At 33.4% G+C, this 22,825-nt stretch carries 19 protein-coding genes; 13 read left to right on the top strand and 6 right to left on the bottom strand.

The window, feature by feature from the left end; all coding sequences use genetic code 11:
* Nucleotides 1-16 precede the first annotated feature (16 nt).
* The 3 genes from ABXQ82_RS00725 to ABXQ82_RS00715 all read left to right on the top strand — a co-directional run bounded on the left by ABXQ82_RS00725 (nucleotide 17) and on the right by ABXQ82_RS00715 (nucleotide 5,505).
* Nucleotides 17-1,189, top strand: a complete 1,173-nt coding sequence (locus ABXQ82_RS00725; protein WP_367053507.1) for a DNA cytosine methyltransferase — start codon at nucleotides 17-19, stop codon at nucleotides 1,187-1,189.
* A 6-nt stretch (nucleotides 1,190-1,195) separates the two neighbouring features.
* A complete protein-coding gene (locus ABXQ82_RS00720) occupies nucleotides 1,196-1,711 on the top strand; it encodes a hypothetical protein (RefSeq protein ID WP_367053505.1) in 516 nt (171 codons plus the stop codon).
* 137 nt (nucleotides 1,712-1,848) lie between these two features.
* Nucleotides 1,849-5,505 carry a DNA methyltransferase gene (locus ABXQ82_RS00715; RefSeq protein ID WP_367053503.1) on the top strand — a complete coding sequence of 1,219 codons (3,657 nt, stop codon included), beginning with the start codon at nucleotides 1,849-1,851 and terminating at the stop codon, nucleotides 5,503-5,505.
* Between the two features lie 379 nt (nucleotides 5,506-5,884).
* On the opposite strand, the gene pyk is transcribed toward ABXQ82_RS00715, so the two are convergent.
* From pyk to ABXQ82_RS00690, 5 genes are all read right to left on the bottom strand, one after another.
* The gene (gene pyk / locus ABXQ82_RS00710) at nucleotides 5,885-7,327 is read right to left on the bottom strand and encodes a pyruvate kinase (protein ID WP_367053501.1); all 1,443 of its coding nucleotides are present in this window, start codon (nucleotides 7,325-7,327) and stop codon (nucleotides 5,885-5,887) included.
* A complete protein-coding gene (locus tag ABXQ82_RS00705) occupies nucleotides 7,328-7,813 on the bottom strand; it encodes an IPExxxVDY family protein (RefSeq protein ID WP_367053499.1) in 486 nt (161 codons plus the stop codon).
* Nucleotides 7,814-7,934: 121 nt separating this feature from the next.
* Complete coding sequence (gene rnc / locus ABXQ82_RS00700; protein ID WP_367053497.1) at nucleotides 7,935-8,675, bottom strand: ribonuclease III; 741 nt, start codon at nucleotides 8,673-8,675, stop codon at nucleotides 7,935-7,937.
* Between the two features lie 7 nt (nucleotides 8,676-8,682).
* On the bottom strand, nucleotides 8,683-9,933 hold the full coding sequence (gene fabF / locus ABXQ82_RS00695) for a beta-ketoacyl-ACP synthase II (protein ID WP_367053495.1): 1,251 nt from the start codon (nucleotides 9,931-9,933) through the stop codon (nucleotides 8,683-8,685).
* Between the two features lie 12 nt (nucleotides 9,934-9,945).
* Nucleotides 9,946-10,179: an acyl carrier protein gene (locus ABXQ82_RS00690; RefSeq protein ID WP_008269813.1), complete on the bottom strand. Its 234-nt coding sequence runs from the start codon at nucleotides 10,177-10,179 to the stop codon at nucleotides 9,946-9,948.
* Between the two features lie 187 nt (nucleotides 10,180-10,366).
* Here ABXQ82_RS00690 and ABXQ82_RS00685 point away from each other — a divergent pair, with 187 nt between their 5' ends.
* From ABXQ82_RS00685 to ABXQ82_RS00650, 8 genes are all read left to right on the top strand, one after another.
* Complete coding sequence (locus ABXQ82_RS00685) at nucleotides 10,367-10,942, top strand: phosphoribosylglycinamide formyltransferase (RefSeq protein WP_367053493.1); 576 nt, start codon at nucleotides 10,367-10,369, stop codon at nucleotides 10,940-10,942.
* A gap of 104 nt (nucleotides 10,943-11,046) precedes the next feature.
* The gene (locus tag ABXQ82_RS00680) at nucleotides 11,047-11,688 is read left to right on the top strand and encodes a ribonuclease H family protein (RefSeq protein WP_367053491.1); all 642 of its coding nucleotides are present in this window, start codon (nucleotides 11,047-11,049) and stop codon (nucleotides 11,686-11,688) included.
* Nucleotides 11,689-11,745: 57 nt separating this feature from the next.
* The gene (locus tag ABXQ82_RS00675) at nucleotides 11,746-11,994 is read left to right on the top strand and encodes a hypothetical protein (protein ID WP_367053489.1); all 249 of its coding nucleotides are present in this window, start codon (nucleotides 11,746-11,748) and stop codon (nucleotides 11,992-11,994) included.
* Nucleotides 11,994-12,272: a type II toxin-antitoxin system RelE/ParE family toxin gene (locus tag ABXQ82_RS00670; RefSeq protein ID WP_367053487.1), complete on the top strand. Its 279-nt coding sequence runs from the start codon at nucleotides 11,994-11,996 to the stop codon at nucleotides 12,270-12,272. Before ABXQ82_RS00675 ends, ABXQ82_RS00670 begins: the two co-directional genes overlap by 1 nt.
* A gap of 34 nt (nucleotides 12,273-12,306) precedes the next feature.
* On the top strand, nucleotides 12,307-13,104 hold the full coding sequence (locus ABXQ82_RS00665) for an AAA family ATPase (RefSeq protein WP_367053485.1): 798 nt from the start codon (nucleotides 12,307-12,309) through the stop codon (nucleotides 13,102-13,104).
* Nucleotides 13,105-13,188: 84 nt separating this feature from the next.
* Entirely contained in the window at nucleotides 13,189-14,115 is a 927-nt protein-coding gene (locus ABXQ82_RS00660; protein ID WP_367053483.1) for a PfkB family carbohydrate kinase, read from the top strand.
* Nucleotides 14,116-14,295: 180 nt separating this feature from the next.
* The gene (locus ABXQ82_RS00655) at nucleotides 14,296-16,194 is read left to right on the top strand and encodes an amidophosphoribosyltransferase (protein WP_367053481.1); all 1,899 of its coding nucleotides are present in this window, start codon (nucleotides 14,296-14,298) and stop codon (nucleotides 16,192-16,194) included.
* Between the two features lie 575 nt (nucleotides 16,195-16,769).
* Nucleotides 16,770-17,108, top strand: a complete 339-nt coding sequence (locus ABXQ82_RS00650) for a hypothetical protein (RefSeq protein WP_367053480.1) — start codon at nucleotides 16,770-16,772, stop codon at nucleotides 17,106-17,108.
* Between the two features lie 260 nt (nucleotides 17,109-17,368).
* Here ABXQ82_RS00650 and ABXQ82_RS00645 read toward each other — a convergent pair whose 3' ends face one another.
* The gene (locus ABXQ82_RS00645) at nucleotides 17,369-17,977 is read right to left on the bottom strand and encodes a superoxide dismutase (RefSeq protein WP_367053478.1); all 609 of its coding nucleotides are present in this window, start codon (nucleotides 17,975-17,977) and stop codon (nucleotides 17,369-17,371) included.
* A 124-nt stretch (nucleotides 17,978-18,101) separates the two neighbouring features.
* Here ABXQ82_RS00645 and ABXQ82_RS00640 point away from each other — a divergent pair, with 124 nt between their 5' ends.
* Entirely contained in the window at nucleotides 18,102-21,236 is a 3,135-nt protein-coding gene (locus ABXQ82_RS00640; RefSeq protein ID WP_367053476.1) for a UvrD-helicase domain-containing protein, read from the top strand.
* Between the two features lie 180 nt (nucleotides 21,237-21,416).
* On the top strand, nucleotides 21,417-22,820 hold the full coding sequence (locus ABXQ82_RS00635; RefSeq protein ID WP_367053474.1) for an OmpA family protein: 1,404 nt from the start codon (nucleotides 21,417-21,419) through the stop codon (nucleotides 22,818-22,820).
* Nucleotides 22,821-22,825 lie beyond the last annotated feature (5 nt).

Genomic DNA, 22,825 nt, shown 5'->3' with positions numbered 1-22,825 from the left:
CAAAAGAAAACAGAACATGCCAGAACTAAAAAAAATTGATGTTGTTGAAAAAAGTGCATGGGACACTTCAGTAAAAGTCGAGGAAAACGGATATTATTGGAATAAAGAACCTGTATTTAAAAAAGGGAACAATGTTGGTACTGAAAAACCAATTGTAGCAGAATTATTCTGCGGATGTGGAGGTACATCTTTGGGTTTTGAAATGGCTGGTTTCGAAACTGTTCTTGGTTGTGATATTCATACGCCATCTATTGAAACGTTTCAAACCAATCATCCAAATTGCGCAACAATTACAGGAGATGTAAAAAAGGTGAATCCGGAAGTCATAAAGGAATTATTGAATGGCAGACAATTGGATGTGCTTATTGGCGGGATTCCCTGCCAAGGGTTTTCACTAAATAACAGAAAAAGACACGAGAATGACGATAGAAATTTTATGTACAAGGAATTTGCGCGTTTTGTCGAGGTTTTACAACCAAAAGTTGTCGTTCTTGAAAACGTTTCTGGAATGAAAAGTACAGGCAATTTTGTAACAGATATAGAAACTCATCTCAGTAAAATTGGACAAATGACCGTTAAAAGCAAATTGCTTTATGCTCCAGATTATGGTGTCCCCCAAAAAAGAACACGACTCGTATTTGTTGGTATTAGAGATGCAGCATTTGATTTTGAGGATATCCTCAAAACACACGGCCCTGAAACAGAAAAAGAGTATGTAACCATAAAAGATGCTATAGGCGATTTACCGTCCTTAAAAACCAAAGAAACCAAAACCAAATATCAGAAAAAACCTTTTAGCGATTTTCAAGAGTTAATGCGATTAAACACCAATGGAAGTGTAACAGGGCATACTGCTCCAAATCATCCGTTAACTACAATTGAAAAAATTAAAAACACAACCCCCGGAGAACCCATGTATGAAAGGTTTAAGCAACGTATTCGTTTAGCTTGGGATATTCAAAGTCCTACTCAGGTTTCTGGGGGGATTAGACCTCAGTTTCAACTTGGACACCCACAAGATCATCGTGGTTTAACCATAAGAGAACGATGCAGAATACAGAGTTTTCCAGATGACTTTGTTGTGAAGGGCGGAACGGTTCAAGCCAGGGTTCAAACTGGTAACGCCGTACCTCCCTTGTTGGCAAAAGCTGTTGCGTTGGCAATTAAAAGTTATTTAGAGCCTGTTTAAGAATCTATGATTGAAATTTCAATAACACAGGATATTATTGATTATGCCAATAACAAATTAGAGCATGTAAACACCCGTGATAACTTAGGCCTTAGCAAATTTGGTTCTGAAAGAAATAGAATTTTAGTTGGCTATATTGGCGAAAGAATAATCATGAAGTATCTAAAACTTCAAAATGACGAAGATAAATACCATTATGATTTAATATCAAACAAAGGAAAAAGGCTTGAGGTTAAAACCATTACATGCAAGTTTAAACCAAAAGACGATTATTGGTGTACGGTTAATTCGCATGACTTGTCTGGCGTTTACAAACAAAACGCCGATTTTTATATATTTCTGAGAATTTTAAATGATTACAGTAAAGGCTGGATTCTTGGGTGGATATCCTGTGAAGAATTTTTTAAAAAAGGAGAGTTTATACCTAAAGGAAAGGATTTTGGTAAATTTCAGTTTGTAAAGGCTAATGCTACTATTTTATCTATTGATAAACTGAATCCTTTTAAAGAAGATGAGCTTTGAGTTTTTAATATTTTTAACCTAGCTTAAGTAGCACTTGACTTTGCCAGAAAAAAACGATAACTTCGTTTAACAATCGATAAACTCCACTAATAACGATAAGAAATAATTAAATTTAAAACTTACTGAGAATACTTTATATGGAATTAAAAATCTTAAAACCAAGAAAGGCCATTAATAAAGCCTTCCTAAAAATAAAACCAAAAAGAACTGAAATTGAAAGTTTTAAGATTAACTTGATTCAATTACTTGACAGAACTAATGATACTGAATCAGAGGAATTCCACAAAAATTTAGTTATTGACTTTCTAAAAAAAACATATTACGAACCGAATCATTTTGTAAATACTAAAGGAAAAACAGATTTAGTAATACATAACGGAGATAAGGCGAAAAGTAGTGTTGGCGTTTTAATTGAAACAAAAAAGCCAACAAATAAATCTGAGATGCTATCTAAGAATAAAATTAATGTCAAAGCATTTCATGAATTAGTACTATATTATTTAAGAGAACGGATTACTAATAAGAATTTAGACATAAAACACTTAGTAGTAACGAATATCAACGAATGGTTTGTTTTCGATGAACATTTATTTGAAAGAATATTTGCTCAAAACAAAAAGTTCGTAAAACACTTTCAAGATTTTGAAGCTGGAAAAAAATCCACCGATGTCTTTTATAAGGAAATTGCTGCACCATTTATAGGTGAAATAAAACAGGATATTATTTTTACGTTTTTTGACATTCGAGAATACGAAAAACCACTTCGTAACGATAACCCAAAAGACGACAACAAACTTATTGCTCTTTTTAAACTTCTTTCACCAGAACATTTATTAAAATTACCATTTGCAAATGACAGCAATAGTCTTGATAAAAGATTTTACGGAGAATTATTACATATTATTGGACTATCCGAAACAAAAGATGGAAGTAAAAAGCTAATTGAACGTAATAAAAAAGATGAAAGAAACACTGGTTCTTTTCTTGAAAACACAATAATTCAATTAGATAGTTTAGATAAAATAAATAGACTTGATAATCCTAATCATTTTGGAATTACGCAAGAAGAACGTTTATTTAACGTTGGTCTTGAATTATGTATAACTTGGGTTAATAGAATTCTATTTCTTAAACTATTAGAAGCACAATTAAAAACATATCATAAAGGAGATAAATCTTATGAGTTTTTAAACATTGATAAAATTCAGAATTATGATGATTTAAACGGTCTTTTCTTCCAAGTTTTAGCAAAGCAGCAATCTGAACGAATTGAAGATGTAAAAGAACTTTTTGCAAAAGTACCTTACTTAAATAGTTCGCTTTTCGAACCAACAGGAATTGAACACGCAACATTATTGATAAGTAATTTACGTGATGAAAAAACAGTTCCAATTTATCCTTCAACGGTTTTAAAAAACAAAAGCGAAAAAAAACTTACAGGAAATTTAAATACTCTTGAATATCTATTTGAATTTTTAAATGCTTACGATTTTAGTAGTGAAGGTAAAGAAGAAATTCAAGAGGATAATAAAACTTTAATTAACGCTTCCGTACTTGGTTTAATTTTCGAGAAAATAAATGGTTATAAGGATGGTTCGTTCTTTACACCTGGTTTTATTACAATGTATATGTGTCATGAAACCATTAGAAAAACCGTTTTTCAAAAATTTAAGGAAACTAAAGATTGGAAATGTAAAGACATTGATTCTCTGTACGATAAAATTGAAGACCGGCAAGAAGCAAATAATATAATAAACAGTATTAAAATTTGCGACCCAGCAGTCGGTTCAGGACACTTTTTAGTTTCTGCACTCAACGAAATGATTGCAATTAAAAATGATCTTAAAATTTTACAAGATAGAGATGGTAAAAGACTCAAAGAATACCAATTTGAAGTTGTTAATGATGAATTAATTGTAACTGATGAAGATGGAGAATTATTTGAATACAATCCAACTAATAAAGAAAGTCAACGAATACAAGAAGCACTTTTCCACGAAAAACAAACTATAATTGAAAACTGTTTATTTGGAGTTGATATAAACCCAAATTCAGTAAAGATTTGCCGATTACGTCTTTGGATAGAGTTACTTAAAAATGCATACTACAAAAATGAAAGTGAATTAGAAACACTACCAAACATTGATATAAACATCAAATGTGGCAACTCTCTAATTAGTCGATTTGAATTAGATTCTGACCTTAAAAAGGCTCTAAAAAGTAGTAAATGGACTATTGATGGTTATCGTATTGCAGTTGATACTTATCGTAATGCTCGTAATAAAGAGGAAAAGCGAGAAATGGAAAAACTAATTGATGACATTAAGAATGACTTTAAAAGTGAAATATCTTCGAACGACAAAAAGGTAAAACGTTTAAACAAATTAAAAAGCGAAATATTTTTAATGACCGAACATCCTAAAATGTTTGAACTGTCAAAAAAAGAAACAACAGCTTGGAATAAAAAACTAAAAGCACTTAATGAGGAATCAAAAAAACTAGAAACTGTAATAGAAAACATTAAAAACAATAAAATTTATCAAGAAGCCTTTGAATGGCGTTTTGAATTTCCTGAAGTTTTAGATGATAATGGAAATTTTCTTGGTTTTGATGCAGTTATAGGTAATCCACCTTATGGTTTATTTAATAAGAAACAAAATAAAAAAGTAGCCTTAACTACGGATAAATTAGCTGTAGAATTGTTAAAACAAAAATATCCCGAAGCAACAGGTGGAGTAATAAATGCCGCTAGAATATTCTATGCTTTTTGTATTAAAATTAGTTCTAAGAATGGCTACCAATGCATGATTATTCCATATGGTGTTTTAACTGATACTACTTCAGTTAAGTTAAGAAAGCATATTTTCAATAACCATTCTTTGATAAAAGTTGAAGCATTTCCAGAACGAGACAGTAGTAAAAGAAGAGTTTTTGAAGATGTTAAGATGTCAACTGCAATTTTATTAACTTCTAGTTCTAAAGCAGATAATAGTTTTGATATTGGAATATCTTATGATAGAGAAATTTCAAAAAACAGAGCTGAATTTAAAACTCAAGAATTAGTTGAGTTAAATCCAGAATTGGTTCAAATTCCTTTAACAGATACAGATTCTTTTAACTTACTTTCTAAAATATATAAAACCAAAAATTTAATTAAGCTTGGCTCAATTTCACCTTGTTTGACTGGAGAAGTAGATATGACTTTCGGCAAATCTGCTTTAACAAAAAACAATAGTGACAGACTATTATTAAAAGGTGTTCAGATTGATAGGTTTATAATGAAGACAGAACAAAGCCAAATTTCTCAAGGAGATATCGAATTCATAAATGAAACAATATTTGAAGATATAGGCTCTTCAAAAAAAATAGCAGATTCTAAGACTAAACGTATTGCATTACAAGGTTTAACTGGTGTCAATGAAAAACATAGATTAAAAGGTACATATATAAATGAAAATATATATTTAGCGAATTCTTGTAACTACTTATTAAAATCAAATAATTATGATTTGGAATTACTATTAGGTTGGTTTAACTCTTCTTTACTGAATTTTGTGTTTAAAACAAGAAGCACAAGTAGTAATGTGAATGGATACGAAGTAGATAATTTACCTTTTGTAGATTCAGGATTAAATATTAAAATTCAAACATTATCGAAAGAAATTTTAAATATTAAGAGAAAAGATATCAATGGAGAAACAAAATCATTAGAAAAAGATATCGACAATCTGATTTATACGATTTTTAATTTGACAAAAAATGAAATTAAGATAATTGAAAATGCCAACACCTAAAGCCATACACATTTGCAATTCGCACTAGCCAACGAAACACCAAAAATTGCAAAAAAGTATTGCTTTTGCTAACACTAGCAAGTTTGCGTGAAAAAACACGAAAACGCACAACGTTAAACAAACCCCTCCAAATACAAACAAACTTCAACCTAAAACCCGAGCCAGCAAACACCCACGTTAGCCCTCCTAAGTTTCGGGCCCACGGCATCCTTTTAAACACAAAAAACGCTGCATTAAGCAGCGTTTTTTGTGTTTAAAAGGTATAGTGAAACATTTATGTTCATGAATTCTTTAATTAAAAATAAGAATCCATAAATAAAAGCGCGACCCTTATGGTAACCTGCCTTGCCGGCAGACAGGCGCCCAAATAAATTAAGTTTTAAAAACTACAAGTTTCAATTTCAGAAACACGTAATGTATTTACCATTCCTTTATCTTGGATAGGCATTGCGGCTAAACTAATCAGCATATCGCCAACATCCAAATAGCCTTTTTTACATGCTATGGCGTTTACGTCCTCTATAGTTTCATCGGTACTTACAAACTTATCGTAGAAAAATGCGTGAACGCCCCACAATAAACTCAAACGTGTTAAAATACGTTTGTTTGAGGTAAATACCAAAATATGACATGATGGTCTCCATGCCGAAATTTGAAATGCCGTATAGCCACTATTTGTTAATGTTGAAATGGCTTTGGCATCAATTTCGTTCGCCATATTTGCGGCATGGTAACAAATTGATTTCGTGATATAACGGTTGGTGCGAATATGAGGTGGCATTTCTGGCACCTTAATAAGTGGAGAATCTTCTACACTTTTTAAGATATCACTCATTTGCTTAATCACCTGAATTGGATATTGCCCTACTGATGTTTCACCTGAAAGCATTACGGCATCGGCACCATCCATAACAGAGTTTGCAACATCGTTTACCTCGGCTCTGGTTGGTGTCAAACTATCTATCATAGTCTCCATCATTTGCGTTGCAATAATTACTGGAATTCTTGCTTTCTTTGCTCTTAGCACCAATTGTTTTTGAATTAGTGGGACTTCTTCAGCAGGTACTTCTACACCTAAATCGCCTCTGGCAACCATGATACCGTCGCATTGCGTTACGATTTTATCAATATTTTCTACAGCTTCCGGCTTTTCAATTTTTGCGATGATTGGTATTTTATGATCGCTATGTTTTTTTATTAAATCCCGCAGTTGCATTAAATCTTCTGCATGACGCACAAACGATAATGCAATCCAATCTACATCTTGACTTATTGCAAAAATGGCATCTTCAATATCTTTTTCTGTTAAAGCAGGTTGCGAAATATCGGTATTTGGAAGGTTTACTCCTTTTTTGGATTTTAAAGGCCCTCCTTGAATAACCTTTGCTTTTACTTCACTTTTTTTATCTGTAGAAACAACTTCGAAAAGTAATTTTCCGTCATCTAAAAGAATGCGTTCTCCTGGTTTCGCATCTTGCGGAAATCTGTCGTATGTCATGAAAACACGATCTTTTGTGCCTTCAAAACGCTCTCCGGTTGCAAAAATAATTTCATCGCCTGGATACACTTCTACATCAGCTTTCATGACACCTACTCGAAGCTTGGGGCCTTGTAAATCACCCAAAATTGCTGCGTTGTAACCAAACTCATCGTTGAGCTCGCGTATCATATTAATACGTTCTTTTACATCTTCGTAATCTGCATGCGAAAAGTTAATTCTAAATACATTAGCGCCTTCATCAAGCATGCCCTTTAAAACTTCTTTGGTGCTGGTTGCTGGTCCTAATGTTGCTACTATCTTGGTTTTTTTTCTTAATCCCATTTAGTTAAATATTAAATACTCCCTAGATTTTAATGTGCTCACATTTATACTGTAAGCCATTGCTATTTGCGGAATCTCAAGGAGTTTATTTATAATATGTTTTTCTTTGGTACTGTGTAACTCGTTATCGATTTTTAAAAAATAATTCACTTTTTTATATTCAGGAATTAAATTGTAGGTTTTAATTACCTTTTGTTCTGTTGTAAATAAAGATTGATAATCAATATTAGAATTGGTTTCTGTTTTACAAATATTTGATGCCAGATTCCATGTTAACAATTGATTTTCATCTTCATATTCAAAAATTGAATAGTTAGTGATGCCATTATTAAAGTCTAAATCTTTAGGTTTTCTGGTTAAGCTTATACCTAAATATTTATTTATCAGATAGGCCAATCGGTAATCTTCAATTGAACAATGTATGCCAATTAAAGTACATAACGTGTCCTCAAAGACATCCTCAAGAATAAGTTTGTGTACTGCCATAACCTGACCTAAAATAGGATGTAAATATAATGCTAAATATATTTAGAAATAAGGCGAATTTAAAATTCTTAGTCTTAACGATAACTAAAACGTTATAGTAGGCTGAATTACTTGATTTAAACTATTTCTTTTTTGACATCTTACTTTGAAGTGCAAAAAAGGCGCGTTTTGAAGCTTTCTCTTCAGCCTTCTTCTTAGAGGTTGCTCTAGCTTTAGCTATGACTTTATTGTCTATGGATAGTTTTACTGAAAAATGCCTAACATCATCATTTCCAGTATCTTCATACACATTATAGTTGAACACCTTCTTTTCTTTTTGGCACCATTCAATCAACAAACTCTTGTAGCTAATAACTCTGCCTTCAAGCTGCTCAATATCAACATGTGGCGTTATAATGCGCTTATAAATAAACTTTTCGCAATATTTATAACCTTTGTCTAAAAAGATAGCACCTACCAAAGCTTCGAATAAATTACCATGGATATTATCTCCAAATTGGCCTGCAGGAATTTTACTTTCAACCAAATCAATCAAGTTAAGTTCTCTCCCCAACTCGTTTAAATGCTCCCTACTTACAACTTTAGAGCGCATTTTGGTAAGATACCCTTCATCACCACTTGGCACTTCTTGAAATAAATGTGATGCTATAACGGCACTTAACATGGCATCTCCCAAAAATTCCAGCCTTTCATAATTGAGAGCATTTCCCTTGCTATCTTTTATGTTCATGGAACGATGTGTAAATGCTTTCTTGTAAACCTCTGTTTTTTTAGGCTTATAACCTAAAATCTTGGTCAATTGCATAAAAAAATTCCCGTTTCTTTCGGAACGGGAATTCAGTATGTTACGAATGTATTCCATTCGGGATTTAATCTATTTTTTTGAATACTACACAGGCGTTGTGTCCGCCAAATCCAAATGTATTACTCATTGCAACCTTTACATCTCTTTTCTGTGCCTTGTTTAACGTTAAATTTAATTCTGGATCAATGTTTTCATCTACAGTAGTATGGTTTATTGTTGGCGGTACAATACCGTGCTCCATAGCCAATATCACCGAAATAGCTTCTATAGCTCCAGCTGCACCTAAAAGATGCCCTGTCATTGATTTAGTAGAATTAATATTAATGTTTTTAGCATGATCTCCAAAAACTTTAGAGATCGCCTTTAACTCAGCAACATCACCCAATGGTGTTGAAGTTCCGTGTGTGTTTATATGATCTACATCCTCAGGTTTTAAACCTGCGTTTTCTAAACAGTTTTTCATAACTTCAACTACACCGATACCTTCGGGATGTGGAGCAGTCATGTGATAAGCATCGGAAGATAATCCTCCTCCAGCTATTTCAGCATAAATTTTTGCCCCTCTTGCTTTTGCGTGTTCATATTCTTCTAGAACAAGTGCTCCTGCACCTTCGCCCAAAACAAAACCATCTCTTGTGCCATCAAAAGGGCGAGAGGCTGTTTCTGGACTTTCGTTTCTAGTAGATAGTGCATGCATCGCATTAAAACCACCCATTCCGGCAATAGTTACAGCTGCTTCACTTCCGCCGGTAACCACTACATCACAATGTCCTAAACGTATCATGTTTAAAGCATCAAACATAGCGTTGGCAGAAGATGCACAAGCCGAAACCGTTGTATAATTAGGTCCCATAAAACCATATTTTATGGAGATATTTGCAGGTGCTATATCTGCAATCATTTTTGGAATAAAGAAAGGGTTAAATCTTGGGGTACCATCGCCCTCAGCAAAGTTTAATACTTCTTGCTGAAAAGTTTCCAATCCACCAATACCTGCTCCCCATATTACACCAACCCGCAATTTGTTTACCTCGTCAACGTTAAGTTTAGCATCAGCAATCGCTTCATCTGAAGCCACCATTGCATATTGTGCAAACTTATCCATTTTCCGAGCCTCTTTTCTATCAAGAAAATCGGTTGCGTCAAAGTTTTTCAGTTCGCAAGCAAACTTCGTTTTAAACTTTTCGGTATCATAATATGTAATGGGCGCAGCACCACTTTTCCCACTAATTAAGCCATCCCAATAGTCGCCTAAGGTATTGCCAATTGGGGTTAAAGCTCCTAGTCCTGTAACTACAACTCGCTTTAGTTCCATAAAATGTTTTGCTTATTTAGCTTCTTCTATATAAGAAATAGCTTGACCAACTGTAGCAATGTTCTCAGCTTGGTCGTCTGGTATTTGAATGTCGAATTCTTTTTCGAACTCCATAATTAATTCTACAGTATCTAAAGAGTCGGCTCCTAAATCGTTTGTGAAGCTAGCTTCAGTAACAACTTCGTTTTCATCTACTCCTAACTTGTCCACGATAATCGCTTTTACTCTTGATGCAATGTCTGACATAATCTTTTAATTTTAAATGTTTAATTAGTTGGCAAAAATAAAAAACTTTATTTTAAAACACACTTTTAAGATAAAAATGTGGTTGTAATTTACTAAAATTACTTTTAAGTATTTACTTTTTCCCTGCTAATTGTTAATAATTATTCTTTTTTTTGTTTGAACAATCTTTAACACTATAGTCTGTAAAATGAAACGTATTGTAATTTTTGCGTCCGGAAGTGGTACTAATGCTGAAAATTTAATTGAGTTTTTTCACAACAGCGATAATGCATCTGTTATTCAGGTATTATCTAACAATCCCCATGCCAAAGTTTTAGACCGCGCTAAAAAACTTAAAGTTAGCGCATTGTCTTTCAATAGAATAGCCTTTTCTAAAACCGATGATGTCTTGAATATTTTAAAAGCCTCTAAGCCAGATTTGATTGTTTTGGCGGGGTTTCTGTGGAAATTCCCAGAATTTATTTTGAATGCATTTCCTAATAAAGTAATTAATGTGCATCCTGCATTGTTACCAAATTATGGCGGAAAAGGGATGTACGGCATGCATGTTCATGAAGCAGTTGTTGCAAATAAAGAAATCGAAACTGGCATCACTATTCATTATGTAAATGAACATTATGACGAAGGCGCTATTATTTTTCAGACAAAATGTGACGTAAAACCTGATGATTCTGCTGAAGATGTTGCGGCTAAAATCCATGAATTGGAGATGGAATATTTTCCGAAGGTGGTAGATAATGTTTTAAAATCCCAAAAAAAATAAAACCCAAAAAGCAAAATCTATTTTATTTAATCTGTGAAAAATCCGTGTCAAAAAAAAATTAGAACTTAAATTTAAAAGATTTCCGTCTATGCGGGAATGACAAAATGAGTAAGAAGAAAAAGAAATATTACGCAGTCTGGAAAGGTCACAAAACAGGAGTTTTCGAATCTTGGAACGACTGTAAAGCCCAAATTAAAGATTTTCAAGGGGCGCAATACAAATCATTTTCAACTTTTGATGCTGCAAAAACCGCTCTAAAAGGTAATTATTTTGATTATGTCGGAAAAAACAAAGGTTTTAAAAGTGAATTATCTGCTGAACAACTTAAAAAAATAGGACAACCAAATTACAATTCCATTTCCGTGGATGCTGCCTCAAGCGGAAATCCAGGAATTATGGAATATCGCGGTGTTGACACCAAAACCAAAAAACAACTCTTTAAACAAGGCCCTTTTGAAGAAGGTACAAATAATATTGGGGAGTTTCTAGCTTTAGTACATGGTTTAGCGCTACTTAAAAAAAACAATAGCGATAGAATATTATATACAGACTCTAGAACCGCTATGAGTTGGGTTAGAAAAAAAACCTGCAACACTAAATTAAAACGGAATGATAAAAATAAACCTGTTTTTGATTTAGTTGATCGTGCTGTTGATTGGTTAAAGAACAATAGTTATTCAACGGTAATTGTAAAATGGGAAACCAAGGCATGGGGAGAAATCCCTGCGGATTTTGGGCGGAAATGATGTCTCTGAAATCTTAATCCGTAAATTATACGTATATTTATCGCAAACAATACGGAAATGATAGAAAATAAAAAACGTAAAGAAGTTACTTTAGATAGTCACACCATAGAATTATTAAAAATTCAAGCTGAAAAAGAAGGCCGAAAACTTAAAAACTATATGGAACATATTCTAAAAGATAAAGCCAATAGTTTTGAATTGTCTGAAGCCTATAAATCCATGATGGATGATATGTTAGACAAACACAGCAAAGGGGAATTGAAATATGTAAGTGAAGAAGAATTTCGTAAACGTACAGCTAGATAATGGCTTACATTATAAAATTTGAAGCACTCACATTAATAGAATTTAATAAGGTTATTAAACATTATGAAGATGTTTCTATCGACTTAGCCGACAGATTTCATCATGAATTTTGGAATAAGATAGATGGTATTAAAGACAATCCTCTGCATTATCAAATAAGATATAAGAATATCAGAATTGCTCATTTAAAGGTTTTTCCTTATGGTATTCATTTTATTATCGAGGGTAAAATAATTCATGTTTTTAACATTCTGCATCACAAACAATATTACAAATAAACCATTTTAATTTCCTTTAAAGTAAGAACATCAAGTGCCATACCTATCAACCTTAAATATAAACACCAATAGAACACACCCTTATCCATTCGATATTCCTGCTATAAAGCACGCAAAAAACATCGATTTTAATGCTCAAATAACTTTTTTGGTTGGCGAAAATGGAACTGGAAAATCTACCTTATTGGAAAGTATTGCCTGTTTATTGCAATTACCGCATATGGACGGATCGGGTTATAACAAAAGTAGTTTTGAAGCTGCAAAAACCTTGTTGCCTTACTTAGAATTGGAATGGCATATTGAACGCCCCACAGGCTTTTTCTTTAGGGCAGAAGATTTTGGAGATTATCTAAATAGTGTCAATAGATCTGATGCACAACTTCAAAATTCATATGATGATTTAGAAGGTAATGTGCCGGCACACATTATAAAACAAATGAAAGACAATGCAAATCATCAGTTACATCATATGCGTAAAAACTTCGGACAAGAGCTCAATGCGTTTTCCCATGGCGAAGCATACCTTCATATTATGAACCAAAAAATAAATTCTAGGGGTATTTATCTATTGGATGAACCAGAAGCTGCCCTTTCGCCTTCAAAACAATTATCATTTATTTATTTTTTGAACAGCCACCTTCAAAATTACGATTCCCAATTTATTGTTGCAACACATTCGCCAATGCTCATGGCTTATCCTGGAGCAAAAATCTATGAGATAACCGAGAGCGGAATGATACTTACCACGCTAGAAAACACAGACCATTATTCAATTACTAAATCTTTTTTAAATAATCCCAGTTCGTTTTTAAGGCATTTTAATTCTCAGTAAATTCCAGACAATATTCTCAAGTTTCAATCCGGCAATTATGGTTAAAAAAGACTTATATTTGCACAAAATTCAGGACTTCTCTTTATGAGCAAATTAGTAGTAGTTGGCACCGTAGCTTTTGATGCTATTGAAACCCCTTTTGGTAAGACCGACAAAATTTTGGGTGGCGCAGCCACTTTTATCGGGCTTTCAGCTTCTCATTTCAATGTAGATACAACTCTAGTATCTGTTGTTGGAGGCGATTTTCCACAAGAATATTTAGACCTTTTATCAAATAAAAACCTAGACATTTCTGGTATTGAAATTGTTAAAGATGGCAAGACGTTTTTCTGGAGTGGACGCTATCATAATGATATGAATTCCAGAGATACTTTGATCACGGAACTTAATACGCTTGCCGATTTCAACCCTGTTGTTCCTAAAGATTATACAGATGCCGATGTTGTGATGTTAGGAAACCTACATCCTATCGTCCAATCTAGTGTTCTAGACCAGATGACAGAAAAACCCAAATTGATAATTTTAGACACCATGAATTTTTGGATGGACTGTGCGCTGGATGATTTATTAAACGTGATAAAGCATGTGGACGTGATTACTATAAATGATGAAGAGGCTAGACAGCTAACCGGAGAATACTCTTTGGTAGTTGCTGCCAGAAAAATTCATGACATGGGACCAAAATATGTGGTGATTAAAAAAGGAGAGCATGGTGCGCTATTGTTTCATAATGAGAATGTGTTTTATGCGCCTGCGTTACCTTTAGAAGAAGTTTTTGATCCAACAGGAGCTGGAGATACTTTTGCTGGAGGGTTTGCTGGATATTTAGCAAAAACTCAAGATTTATCTTTTGAAAATATGAAGAACGCTGTGATATATGGTTCAACCTTAGCGTCTTTTTGTGTGGAAAAATTTGGAACAGAACGCATGCAGCATTTAACGAAAAACGAAGTTGAAGAACGACTGTTGCGATTTAAACAGTTAACACAGTTTGATATAGAATTAACATAAACTTTCGCACTCTAAAATAGAGTGCGTTTTTCATTAATATATTTTTGTCATTCCCACGAATTCCGAGAGTTATTGAGAGGGAATCTAAAAACATAATTTTTTCATGCTGCGACATCGGAGATTCACGAATACATTTATTAGCCAATGTGAATTGAAGGGTAAAGCGAAAACATTTTAACTATGAGTGATGCTATAAAACACGAATGTGGAATTGCAGTAATTAGGCTTTTAAAACCGCTTGAATTTTACAAAGAAAAATACGGTACTGCTTTTTATGGGGTAAATAAAATGTACCTCATGATGGAAAAGCAACACAATCGTGGGCAGGATGGGGCTGGTTTTGCGAGCATAAAACTAGACACACAACCCGGGGAACGTTATATAAGTAGGGTTAGATCTATAGCGCAACAACCCATCCAAGATATTTTTGACCAAATAAATGAGCGTGTTAACAAAGAATTAAAAGCGCATCCTGAATATAATGATGATGTAGCATTGCAAAAGAAGAACATACCTTATATAGGCGAACTCCTTTTAGGACATGTACGTTATGGTACTTTTGGGAAAAACAGTGTAGAAAGTGTACATCCGTTTTTAAGACAAAACAACTGGATGCACAGAAACCTTATAATGGCAGGAAACTTTAACATGACGAATGTTAAGGAATTGTTTAAAAACCTGATTGACTTAGGGCAGCATCCCAAAGAATATACCGATACTATTACCGTAATGGAAAAAATTGGTCATTTCTTGGACGATGCGGTAAGTAAAATCTATAAAGACTTAAAAAAGGAAGGCTATAACAAGCAACAGGCATCACCATTGATTGCTGAACGACTCAAAGTATCTAAAATACTGAAGCGTGCTGCTAAAAACTGGGATGGAGGTTATGCCATGGCTGGATTAATAGGTCATGGAGATTCTTTTGTGTTGCGTGATCCCGCAGGAATCAGACCTTGTTATTATTACAAAGATGATGAAGTAGTTGTTATAGCCTCTGAACGCCCTGTAATTCAAACTGTTTTTAATGTGAAGTTTGAGGATGTTGTAGAACTTCCTCCAGGACAAGCCATAATTACTAAAAAATCTGGGAAGGTTGAAATCAAAAAAATATTGGAACCATTAGAACGCAAAGCCTGTTCTTTTGAGCGGATTTATTTTTCTAGAGGTAGTGATGCCGAGATCTATAAAGAACGAAAGATGCTAGGCAAATTATTGATGCCCAAAGTGTTAGAAGCCATTGATAACGATCTAAAGAATTCAGTATTTTCATACATCCCAAATACAGCGGAAACATCGTTTTTTGGAATGATAGAAACTGCGGAATCTGAGTTGAACAAAAAGAAAACTGCAACGATCTTAAACGGAGACCGAAATATTTCAGCAGAAAAAGTTACCGAAATTTTATCAGAACGTATTCGTGTTGAAAAGATAGCCATTAAAGATGTTAAGCTAAGAACTTTTATTACGGAAGATAGTAGTCGCGACGATTTAGTAGCCCATGTATATGATGTTACCTACGGTGTTATAAAACCAGAGGATAACCTGGTAATTATTGACGATAGTATCGTAAGGGGTACAACGCTAAAAAAGAGTATTATCAAAATTCTGGATCGTTTAAATCCTAAGCGTATTGTTGTAGTTTCCTCAGCACCACAAATTCGCTATCCGGATTGTTATGGAATAGATATGGCAAGATTGGAAGATTTAGTGGCGTTTAGAGCTGCACTTTCACTTTTGAAAGATAGAGGCATGTATAACACCGTAGAGAAAGTATATAATAAGTGTAAGTCTCAAGAAGATTTCGCTGATAAAAACGTGCAAAATTTTGTGAAGGAAATTTATAGTCCGTTTACGGCTCATGAAATTTCTTTAAAAATATCAGAATTATTAAGCGATGACTCTATTAATGCAGAGGTAAAAATATTGTTTCAATCAATAGAAAACTTGCATAAAGCCTGTCCGGAGCACCTAGGAGATTGGTATTTTACTGGCAATTATCCAACCGATGGAGGAAATCGTGTAGTAAACAGAGCATTCATTAATTTTTATGAAGGTAATAATGAACGCGCCTATTAATTATCAAATTCATAATTATACTACGGTTAAACCGTAAATAATGTATTTTATCCGATAAATATGTATTTCGTCTAATAAATAATCAGATTGTCTTAAATACATATAAATTAGTCTCACCATAACATAAGTAGGTTAAGTTCATGGTAGATTTGGGGCAAAAAAAGGTGAACATCTGTTCGCCTTTTTTTATTTTATAACGGTTTCTAATTTCTCTTCAAAAAAGACCTCAGCCCTTTAAACATTGTAGTTTATCCGCATTTTTACGCACTATCTCTATTAAGCCAATATTTTAGTAGTTCAACAAGAATATTTTTACAATCTCTAGTATCAATCTATCTTTGAACCACCATAACATAAGTAGGTTAAGTTTATGGTAGATTTGGGGCAAAAAGGTGAACATCTGTTCACCTTTTTCATTTTATAATTCTCATGAAAATGGGAATCGTTTTTTTATTCTTTCTTATCATAAAAAATTATCTTTACGGGATAACAAAAAAATTACTTTATCCTGACTTATTTACGGGATATCAGTACTAAAAAATTATTATATAACGAGTTGTGGCACATTTGAGAAAATGAACTTTAGACCAATCCATACAAGAGTTTTAGAAGAAAAAACAGTAGCTGATTTGACCATAATTAGAGAGAGTTCGGACAATTATCTGGAAGGAATATCTAACGTTTATGCAAAAAATTCCCTTGGAGAAATAATTTGGAATGCAGAACTTCCTCTTGAAGACGATTGTTACCCTAACCCAATTCAATGGAATAAAACTTTAAATGCTGAATTCAAAAATTGGTCTGAACTAATTCAAGATAGCCCAAAATCATTTGTTGCTTCGTCTTGGAAAGGAATAACAGTATGTATAGACTATAGAAATGGTGAAATTCTTCAATCAGAATTCACTAAATAACTGTTTTAATAAACGACAAACAAATTGATTTTCTTTTTGGTTGCAAAACCTTTATCTTGTTTCAATTCATCCTTTTGTTTTTTCAATTAAAGAGGAAATAATTTTTAGAGGAGCGAAATAGCTATAAATGGATGCTTATCCTCACAGGAATAGCAAAACAAAAGATACAGCGTATAGCCCGACCCTTGGGTAACGCCCAAAAAAAATCGCCTGAAACTAAATTCCAGACGATTTACTATATAATTTTAGGTAAAAACTAATTACTTAGCCTCAGCATAACGTTTTTCAACTTCATTCCAGTTTATCACACTAAAAAATGCTTTGATATAATCTGGACGTCTGTTTTGATAATTCAAATAGTAAGCATGTTCCCAAACATCAATGCCTAAAATTGGCGCGCCACCACAACCTACTCCTGGCATTAATGGATTGTCTTGATTTGGTGTTGAGCAGATTTCGACCTTACCGCCTTTATGCGCACACAACCAAGCCCAACCTGAACCAAAACGTGTTGCAGCTGCCTTAGAAAAAGCATCCATAAACCCTTCTTTAGAACCATAAGCTGCTTCTATAGCATCTTTTAATTCTCCAGATAAATAACCTCGATCATTTGGATTCATAACGTCCCAAAACAAAGAATGGTTATAAAAACCGCCTCCGTTATTTCTAACAGCTCCGTTTTTCATATCTAAATTAGTTAGAATATCTTCAATAGATTTTCCTTCTAAATCTGTTCCTGCAATAGCATTATTTAAATTGTTGGTATATCCTTGATGGTGTTTAGAATGGTGTATTTCCATTGTTCTAGCATCTATATGCGGCTCTAAAGCATCATAAGCATATCCTAATTTTGGTAATTCGAAAGCCATAATTATTTTATTTTTTTGTTAATATTTAATTTCTTTCAAATTTACACATAAAACAAGTCAATTAAAAATAATAAATTGTTATCAAACCATCGATAGTTTTTATCTTGTAGGCAAATTATTCTTTGTGCAAGAAAATCATACTTTCAAAATCTACAATGCATCTGCAGGAAGTGGCAAAACCTACACACTTGTAAAATCTTATTTAAAAATTTTATTGAGTTCTAAACGGCCCGAAGCTTTTAAATATATTCTGGCAATTACGTTTACCAATAAAGCGGTTTCTGAAATGAAAGGGCGGATTATTGACACGTTAAAGCTATTTTCAGATGCTTCAATTTTAAAAAACCCAGACAGTATGTTTATATCGCTTTGCGAAGATTTAAACATGCAGCCAGAGGTACTTCATAAAAAGGCTAAAGGCATATTAGAAACTATTATTTACAATTATGCGGCTTTTGATGTTTCAACCATTGATGGATTTACGCATAAACTGATAAGAACTTTTGCATACGATTTAAAATTGCCTTTAAATTTTGAAGTAGAACTCGATCAAAATTCGCTATTAACAGAAGCTGTAGATAGTTTAATAGCTAAAGCAGGAACAGATAATGAGCTCACAAAAATTCTAGTGGATTTTGCCATTGAAAAAGCCGATGATGATAAAAGTTGGGATGTGTCAAACGATTTTAATAAAATAGCAAAATTGCTCGTTAACGAAAACGACATTCCCTTTATTGAAAAGCTAAAAGACAAAACACTCGGAGATTTTAAAACCTTAAAAGGAATTCTGCGGAAAGAAATTTTAGAAACTGAAACTGTTATTGTTAAAAATGCCAAAACTGTTTTAAACAGTATTGAAAATGCAGGTTTGCAGTTTACAGATTTTACCAGAGGCACACTTCCAAATCACTTTAAAAAAGCTTCGGAATTAGATTTAAATAGACTTTATGATAATAAGCTTGAAGAAAACATTTCTGAAAGAAAAAGCATTTATAATAAAACAGCTTCACCCGAGGTATCAAATATTATAGACTCGTTATTACCTGAAATTGAAGTGTTGTACAAAACCGTGAAGGCGCATGTTTTTCATCTTAAGTTCTTAAAGGCATTTTATAAAAACGTAACACCACTTTCAGTTTTAAATGAGATCAATAACGAATTAAAATTGCTGAAAGAAGACCAAAACAAAATGTTGATTTCAGAATTTAACACCATTATAAGCAACGAGATAAAAGACCAGCCCACGCCTTTTATTTACGAGCGCATTGGCGAAAAATTCAAACATTATTTTATTGATGAATTTCAGGATACCTCGGTTAAACAATGGGAAAACTTAATTCCTTTGCTCAATAATGTATTATCAACAGAAGGTGGAAGCGCTATGTTGGTAGGCGATGCAAAGCAGGCCATTTACCGCTGGCGTGGCGGAAAAGCAGAACAATTTATAGGATTGTGCAATAACGAGAACCCGCTAAACGCAGAAAAAGATGTTGCTCATTTGCCCTCGAACTACAGAAGTTTTAAAGAGATTGTAACCTTTAATAATGGGTTGTTCAAATACCTTTCCAACACAGTATTTAACCATCCCGATTATGCAGATCTATACCAGAATTCCCATCAGGAAATTAGTAAAACCAAAAATGGTTATGTCGAACTGTCATTTTTAGACATTGAAAAAGATGATGATAGAAACGAAGTGTTTTCAGAAGCCGTTTTAAAAACTATAAACACTTGTATTGCCAATGGTTTTGAACTTGGCGATATTACTGTTTTAATACGTAAAAAGAAGGAAGGCGTTGCAATTGCCAATTTTTTGAGCACAAAAGGGATTTCGATAGTGTCTTCAGAAACCTTGTTAATTGCCAATTCCCAAGAAGTCAGGTTTATCAATAATTTACTGGCGTTATTGCTACAACCAAATAATAACGAGATAAAAATTAAGGTTTTAGAGTATTTATCAAATCGGTTTAATATTGAAGATGAACATCAATTTTTTTCTGAACACTTAAATCTATCGTTGACTCAATTATTTAAACAATTACAGGCATACAACGTGTTTTTGACTAATAATTTGTTACAACTTCCTTTATATGATTTAGTTGAAACTATTGTTCGCGCTTTCAATTTGGTGCCATCATCCCACGCATACGTTCAGTATTATTTAGATACCGTTTTAGATTTTTACCAAAAGAAAGGTTCTGATATTGCAGCCTTTTTAGACTATTTTGACAAGAAAAAGGAAAGTTTGAGCATTATTTCCCCCGAAGGGCAAAATGCGGTACAAATCATGACCATCCATAAATCTAAAGGCTTAGAATTCCCAGTAGTGATTTTTCCTTTTGCCGATTTAGATGTCTATCAAGAAATAGAACCGAAAGAATGGATATCTATTAATGAAGAGAAATATGCTGGTTTTTCAAATACCTTATTAAATTTTAATAGTGATTTTGAACATTTTGGAACGGAAGGTTTACAGATTTTTAACGCGCATAAAGCAGAACAAGAACTAGATAATATTAATTTACTATATGTAGCACTGACTAGAGCTGAGGAACAATTATATATTATTTCTAAAAACGATAGTAAATTAAAAGAAGAGTCCAAAGCAAAAAAATATTCTGGTCTTCTCATTAATTATTTACAACATTTAAATCTGTGGAACGATTCTGAGAACAGCTATAGTTTTGGCAACCCAAAAAGAGAGAGCAATTATTCTATGCATGAACAATTAACTAGTTTTCAAAATTCATTCATTTCAAACGCAAAAGAAACCCTTAATATAAAGGTAGTCACAAAATCTGGTATGTTATGGGATACACAGCAGCAAGAAGCCATCGAAAAAGGGAATCTTATCCACGATATTATGGCGCAAATTAAAACTAAAGATGATATAGACTTTGTATTTACAGATTTTTTAGATGCTTCAATCATTAATAATGAACAGTCAGAACCCCTAAGAAGTATTGTTTCTGAAATAATAGAACACCCAAAACTTAAAGATTACTTCACAACTAAGTACACTATATATAATGAACGTGATATTATTACTGAAAACGGAACTATTTTTAGACCTGATAGGTTAGTTATTGATGACAACAAAAATTCAATTACTATCATAGACTACAAAACAGGAGACGAAAGCCAAAATCATGTGAATCAACTTAATAATTATCAAAATATATTAACAAATATGGGCTATTTGGTTAAGGAAAAAGTCTTGGTTTACACAAATAAGCATCTTTTAATAAAAACATTTTAACATTAAATTGTGCGGAAACATTACTAAAATGGGCTCTTATGATAAAATTGTTAACTAAAATCATTCTGAAATACCCATGAATAAAGGTAGTCTTCAATTTTTTTATATATTTGTCTTTGTTAATAACATTTAACAGCTTACTTTTGTTCACAATTAACACTTAAAATTAAACTTTTGAATATGAAAAATCTTAGCCGATTATTGTTCGCTATGTTGCTTGTACTTAGTTATAGCAACGTTAATGCGCAAGACAAAAACAACCCTTGGCAAATAACCATTGGGGTAAATGCAGTTGATGCATATCCTTCTGGAGACGGGGGTAACTTTAGCGAAACTATCTTTGATGAGTACGCTAACGTACAAGATCACTACAACATTTTGCCTTCATTATCTACTATTTCAGTTTCTAAGTACATTGGAGACGGTTTCTCTTTTGGAGTAGCGGGATCTTTAAACAAGATAGATAAATGGGGTGACGCAACAGATGCTAATGGAGTAAAATTATTTCCAGAAGAAGTTAACAGCGTAGATGATTTATCTTACTATGCAGTTGATGGTACTATTAAGTATGGTATTGGAGAAGCATTAGATTGGGGAACTTTCGATCCTTTTGTAGGTATCGGCGGTGGTTACACCTGGGTTGATGAAATTGGAGCTGGTACTTTAAACGGTACTTTAGGTTTCAACCTTTGGTTTAACGAAAACATAGGTTTAACTATCCAAACCTCATACAAACACGCATTTGAAGATTATTTACAAACACATTTCCAACATACTGCTGGTCTTTCTATTAAATTTGGTGGAACTGATACTGACGGTGATGGAATCTATGACAAAGACGATGCTTGTCCAGATGTTGCTGGTTTAGAAGCTTTCAATGGTTGTCCTGATTCTGACGGAGATGGTATTGAAGACAGTAAAGATGACTGTCCTAACGAAGCTGGTACTGCCGAATTTAACGGTTGTCCTGATGGAGATGGTGACGGTGTTGCTGATAAAGATGATAACTGTCCTACTGTAGCTGGTTTAAAAGCATTAGCTGGATGTCCAGATGCTGACGGTGACGGTGTTACTGATGCTGATGACAAATGTGTTGATGTTGCAGGTCCTGCAGCTAACAAAGGTTGTCCTTGGCCAGATGCTGACGGTGACGGTGTGTTAGACAAAGACGATAAGTGTCCAGACGTTAAAGGTACTGTTGCAAACAACGGTTGTCCTGAAGTTTCTGAGGAAGTTCAAGCGACACTTAACGAATATGCTAAAACTATCTTATTTGATACTGGTAAATCAACTATCAAAGCTCAATCTGAGGCTGTTCTTGGAGATATCATTAATATCCTTAAAGAATACCCAACTGCTAAATTTACAGTTGAAGGTCATACTGATAGTGTTGGTAGCGAAAAATTAAACCAAAGATTATCTGACTCTAGAGCTAATTCTGTGAAAGAATACTTAGTAAGTCATGGTATTGATGCTTTCAGATTATCTGCACTTGGATATGGAGAATCTAAACCAATTGATTCTAACAAAACTAGAGCTGGTAGAGCAAACAACAGACGTGTAGAAATTAACTTAGCTAAATAAGAATA

This window comes from Algibacter sp. 2305UL17-15 (assembly GCF_040720935.1).
Taxonomy (GTDB): Bacteria; Bacteroidota; Bacteroidia; order Flavobacteriales; family Flavobacteriaceae; genus Jejuia.
Note: the sequence above shows the minus strand (reverse complement) of the source record. Positions and strands in the feature narration are given on the sequence as shown.

Excerpts from the sequence above, each read along its gene's own strand:
- ABXQ82_RS00725 (WP_367053507.1), top strand. The coding sequence starts at position 17 with ATGCCAGAACTAAAAAAAATTGATGTTGTTGAAAAAAGTGCATGGGAC.
- ABXQ82_RS00720 (WP_367053505.1), top strand. The coding sequence starts at position 1,196 with ATGATTGAAATTTCAATAACACAGGATATTATTGATTATGCCAATAAC.
- ABXQ82_RS00715 (WP_367053503.1), top strand. The coding sequence starts at position 1,849 with ATGGAATTAAAAATCTTAAAACCAAGAAAGGCCATTAATAAAGCCTTC.
- pyk (WP_367053501.1), bottom strand. The coding sequence starts at position 7,327 with ATGGGATTAAGAAAAAAAACCAAGATAGTAGCAACATTAGGACCAGCA.
- ABXQ82_RS00705 (WP_367053499.1), bottom strand. The coding sequence starts at position 7,813 with ATGGCAGTACACAAACTTATTCTTGAGGATGTCTTTGAGGACACGTTA.
- rnc (WP_367053497.1), bottom strand. The coding sequence starts at position 8,675 with ATGGAATACATTCGTAACATACTGAATTCCCGTTCCGAAAGAAACGGG.
- fabF (WP_367053495.1), bottom strand. The coding sequence starts at position 9,933 with ATGGAACTAAAGCGAGTTGTAGTTACAGGACTAGGAGCTTTAACCCCA.
- ABXQ82_RS00690 (WP_008269813.1), bottom strand. The coding sequence starts at position 10,179 with ATGTCAGACATTGCATCAAGAGTAAAAGCGATTATCGTGGACAAGTTA.
- ABXQ82_RS00685 (WP_367053493.1), top strand. The coding sequence starts at position 10,367 with ATGAAACGTATTGTAATTTTTGCGTCCGGAAGTGGTACTAATGCTGAA.
- ABXQ82_RS00680 (WP_367053491.1), top strand. The coding sequence starts at position 11,047 with ATGAGTAAGAAGAAAAAGAAATATTACGCAGTCTGGAAAGGTCACAAA.
- ABXQ82_RS00675 (WP_367053489.1), top strand. The coding sequence starts at position 11,746 with ATGATAGAAAATAAAAAACGTAAAGAAGTTACTTTAGATAGTCACACC.
- ABXQ82_RS00670 (WP_367053487.1), top strand. The coding sequence starts at position 11,994 with ATGGCTTACATTATAAAATTTGAAGCACTCACATTAATAGAATTTAAT.
- ABXQ82_RS00660 (WP_367053483.1), top strand. The coding sequence starts at position 13,189 with ATGAGCAAATTAGTAGTAGTTGGCACCGTAGCTTTTGATGCTATTGAA.
- ABXQ82_RS00655 (WP_367053481.1), top strand. The coding sequence starts at position 14,296 with ATGAGTGATGCTATAAAACACGAATGTGGAATTGCAGTAATTAGGCTT.
- ABXQ82_RS00650 (WP_367053480.1), top strand. The coding sequence starts at position 16,770 with ATGAACTTTAGACCAATCCATACAAGAGTTTTAGAAGAAAAAACAGTA.
- ABXQ82_RS00645 (WP_367053478.1), bottom strand. The coding sequence starts at position 17,977 with ATGGCTTTCGAATTACCAAAATTAGGATATGCTTATGATGCTTTAGAG.
- ABXQ82_RS00635 (WP_367053474.1), top strand. The coding sequence starts at position 21,417 with ATGAAAAATCTTAGCCGATTATTGTTCGCTATGTTGCTTGTACTTAGT.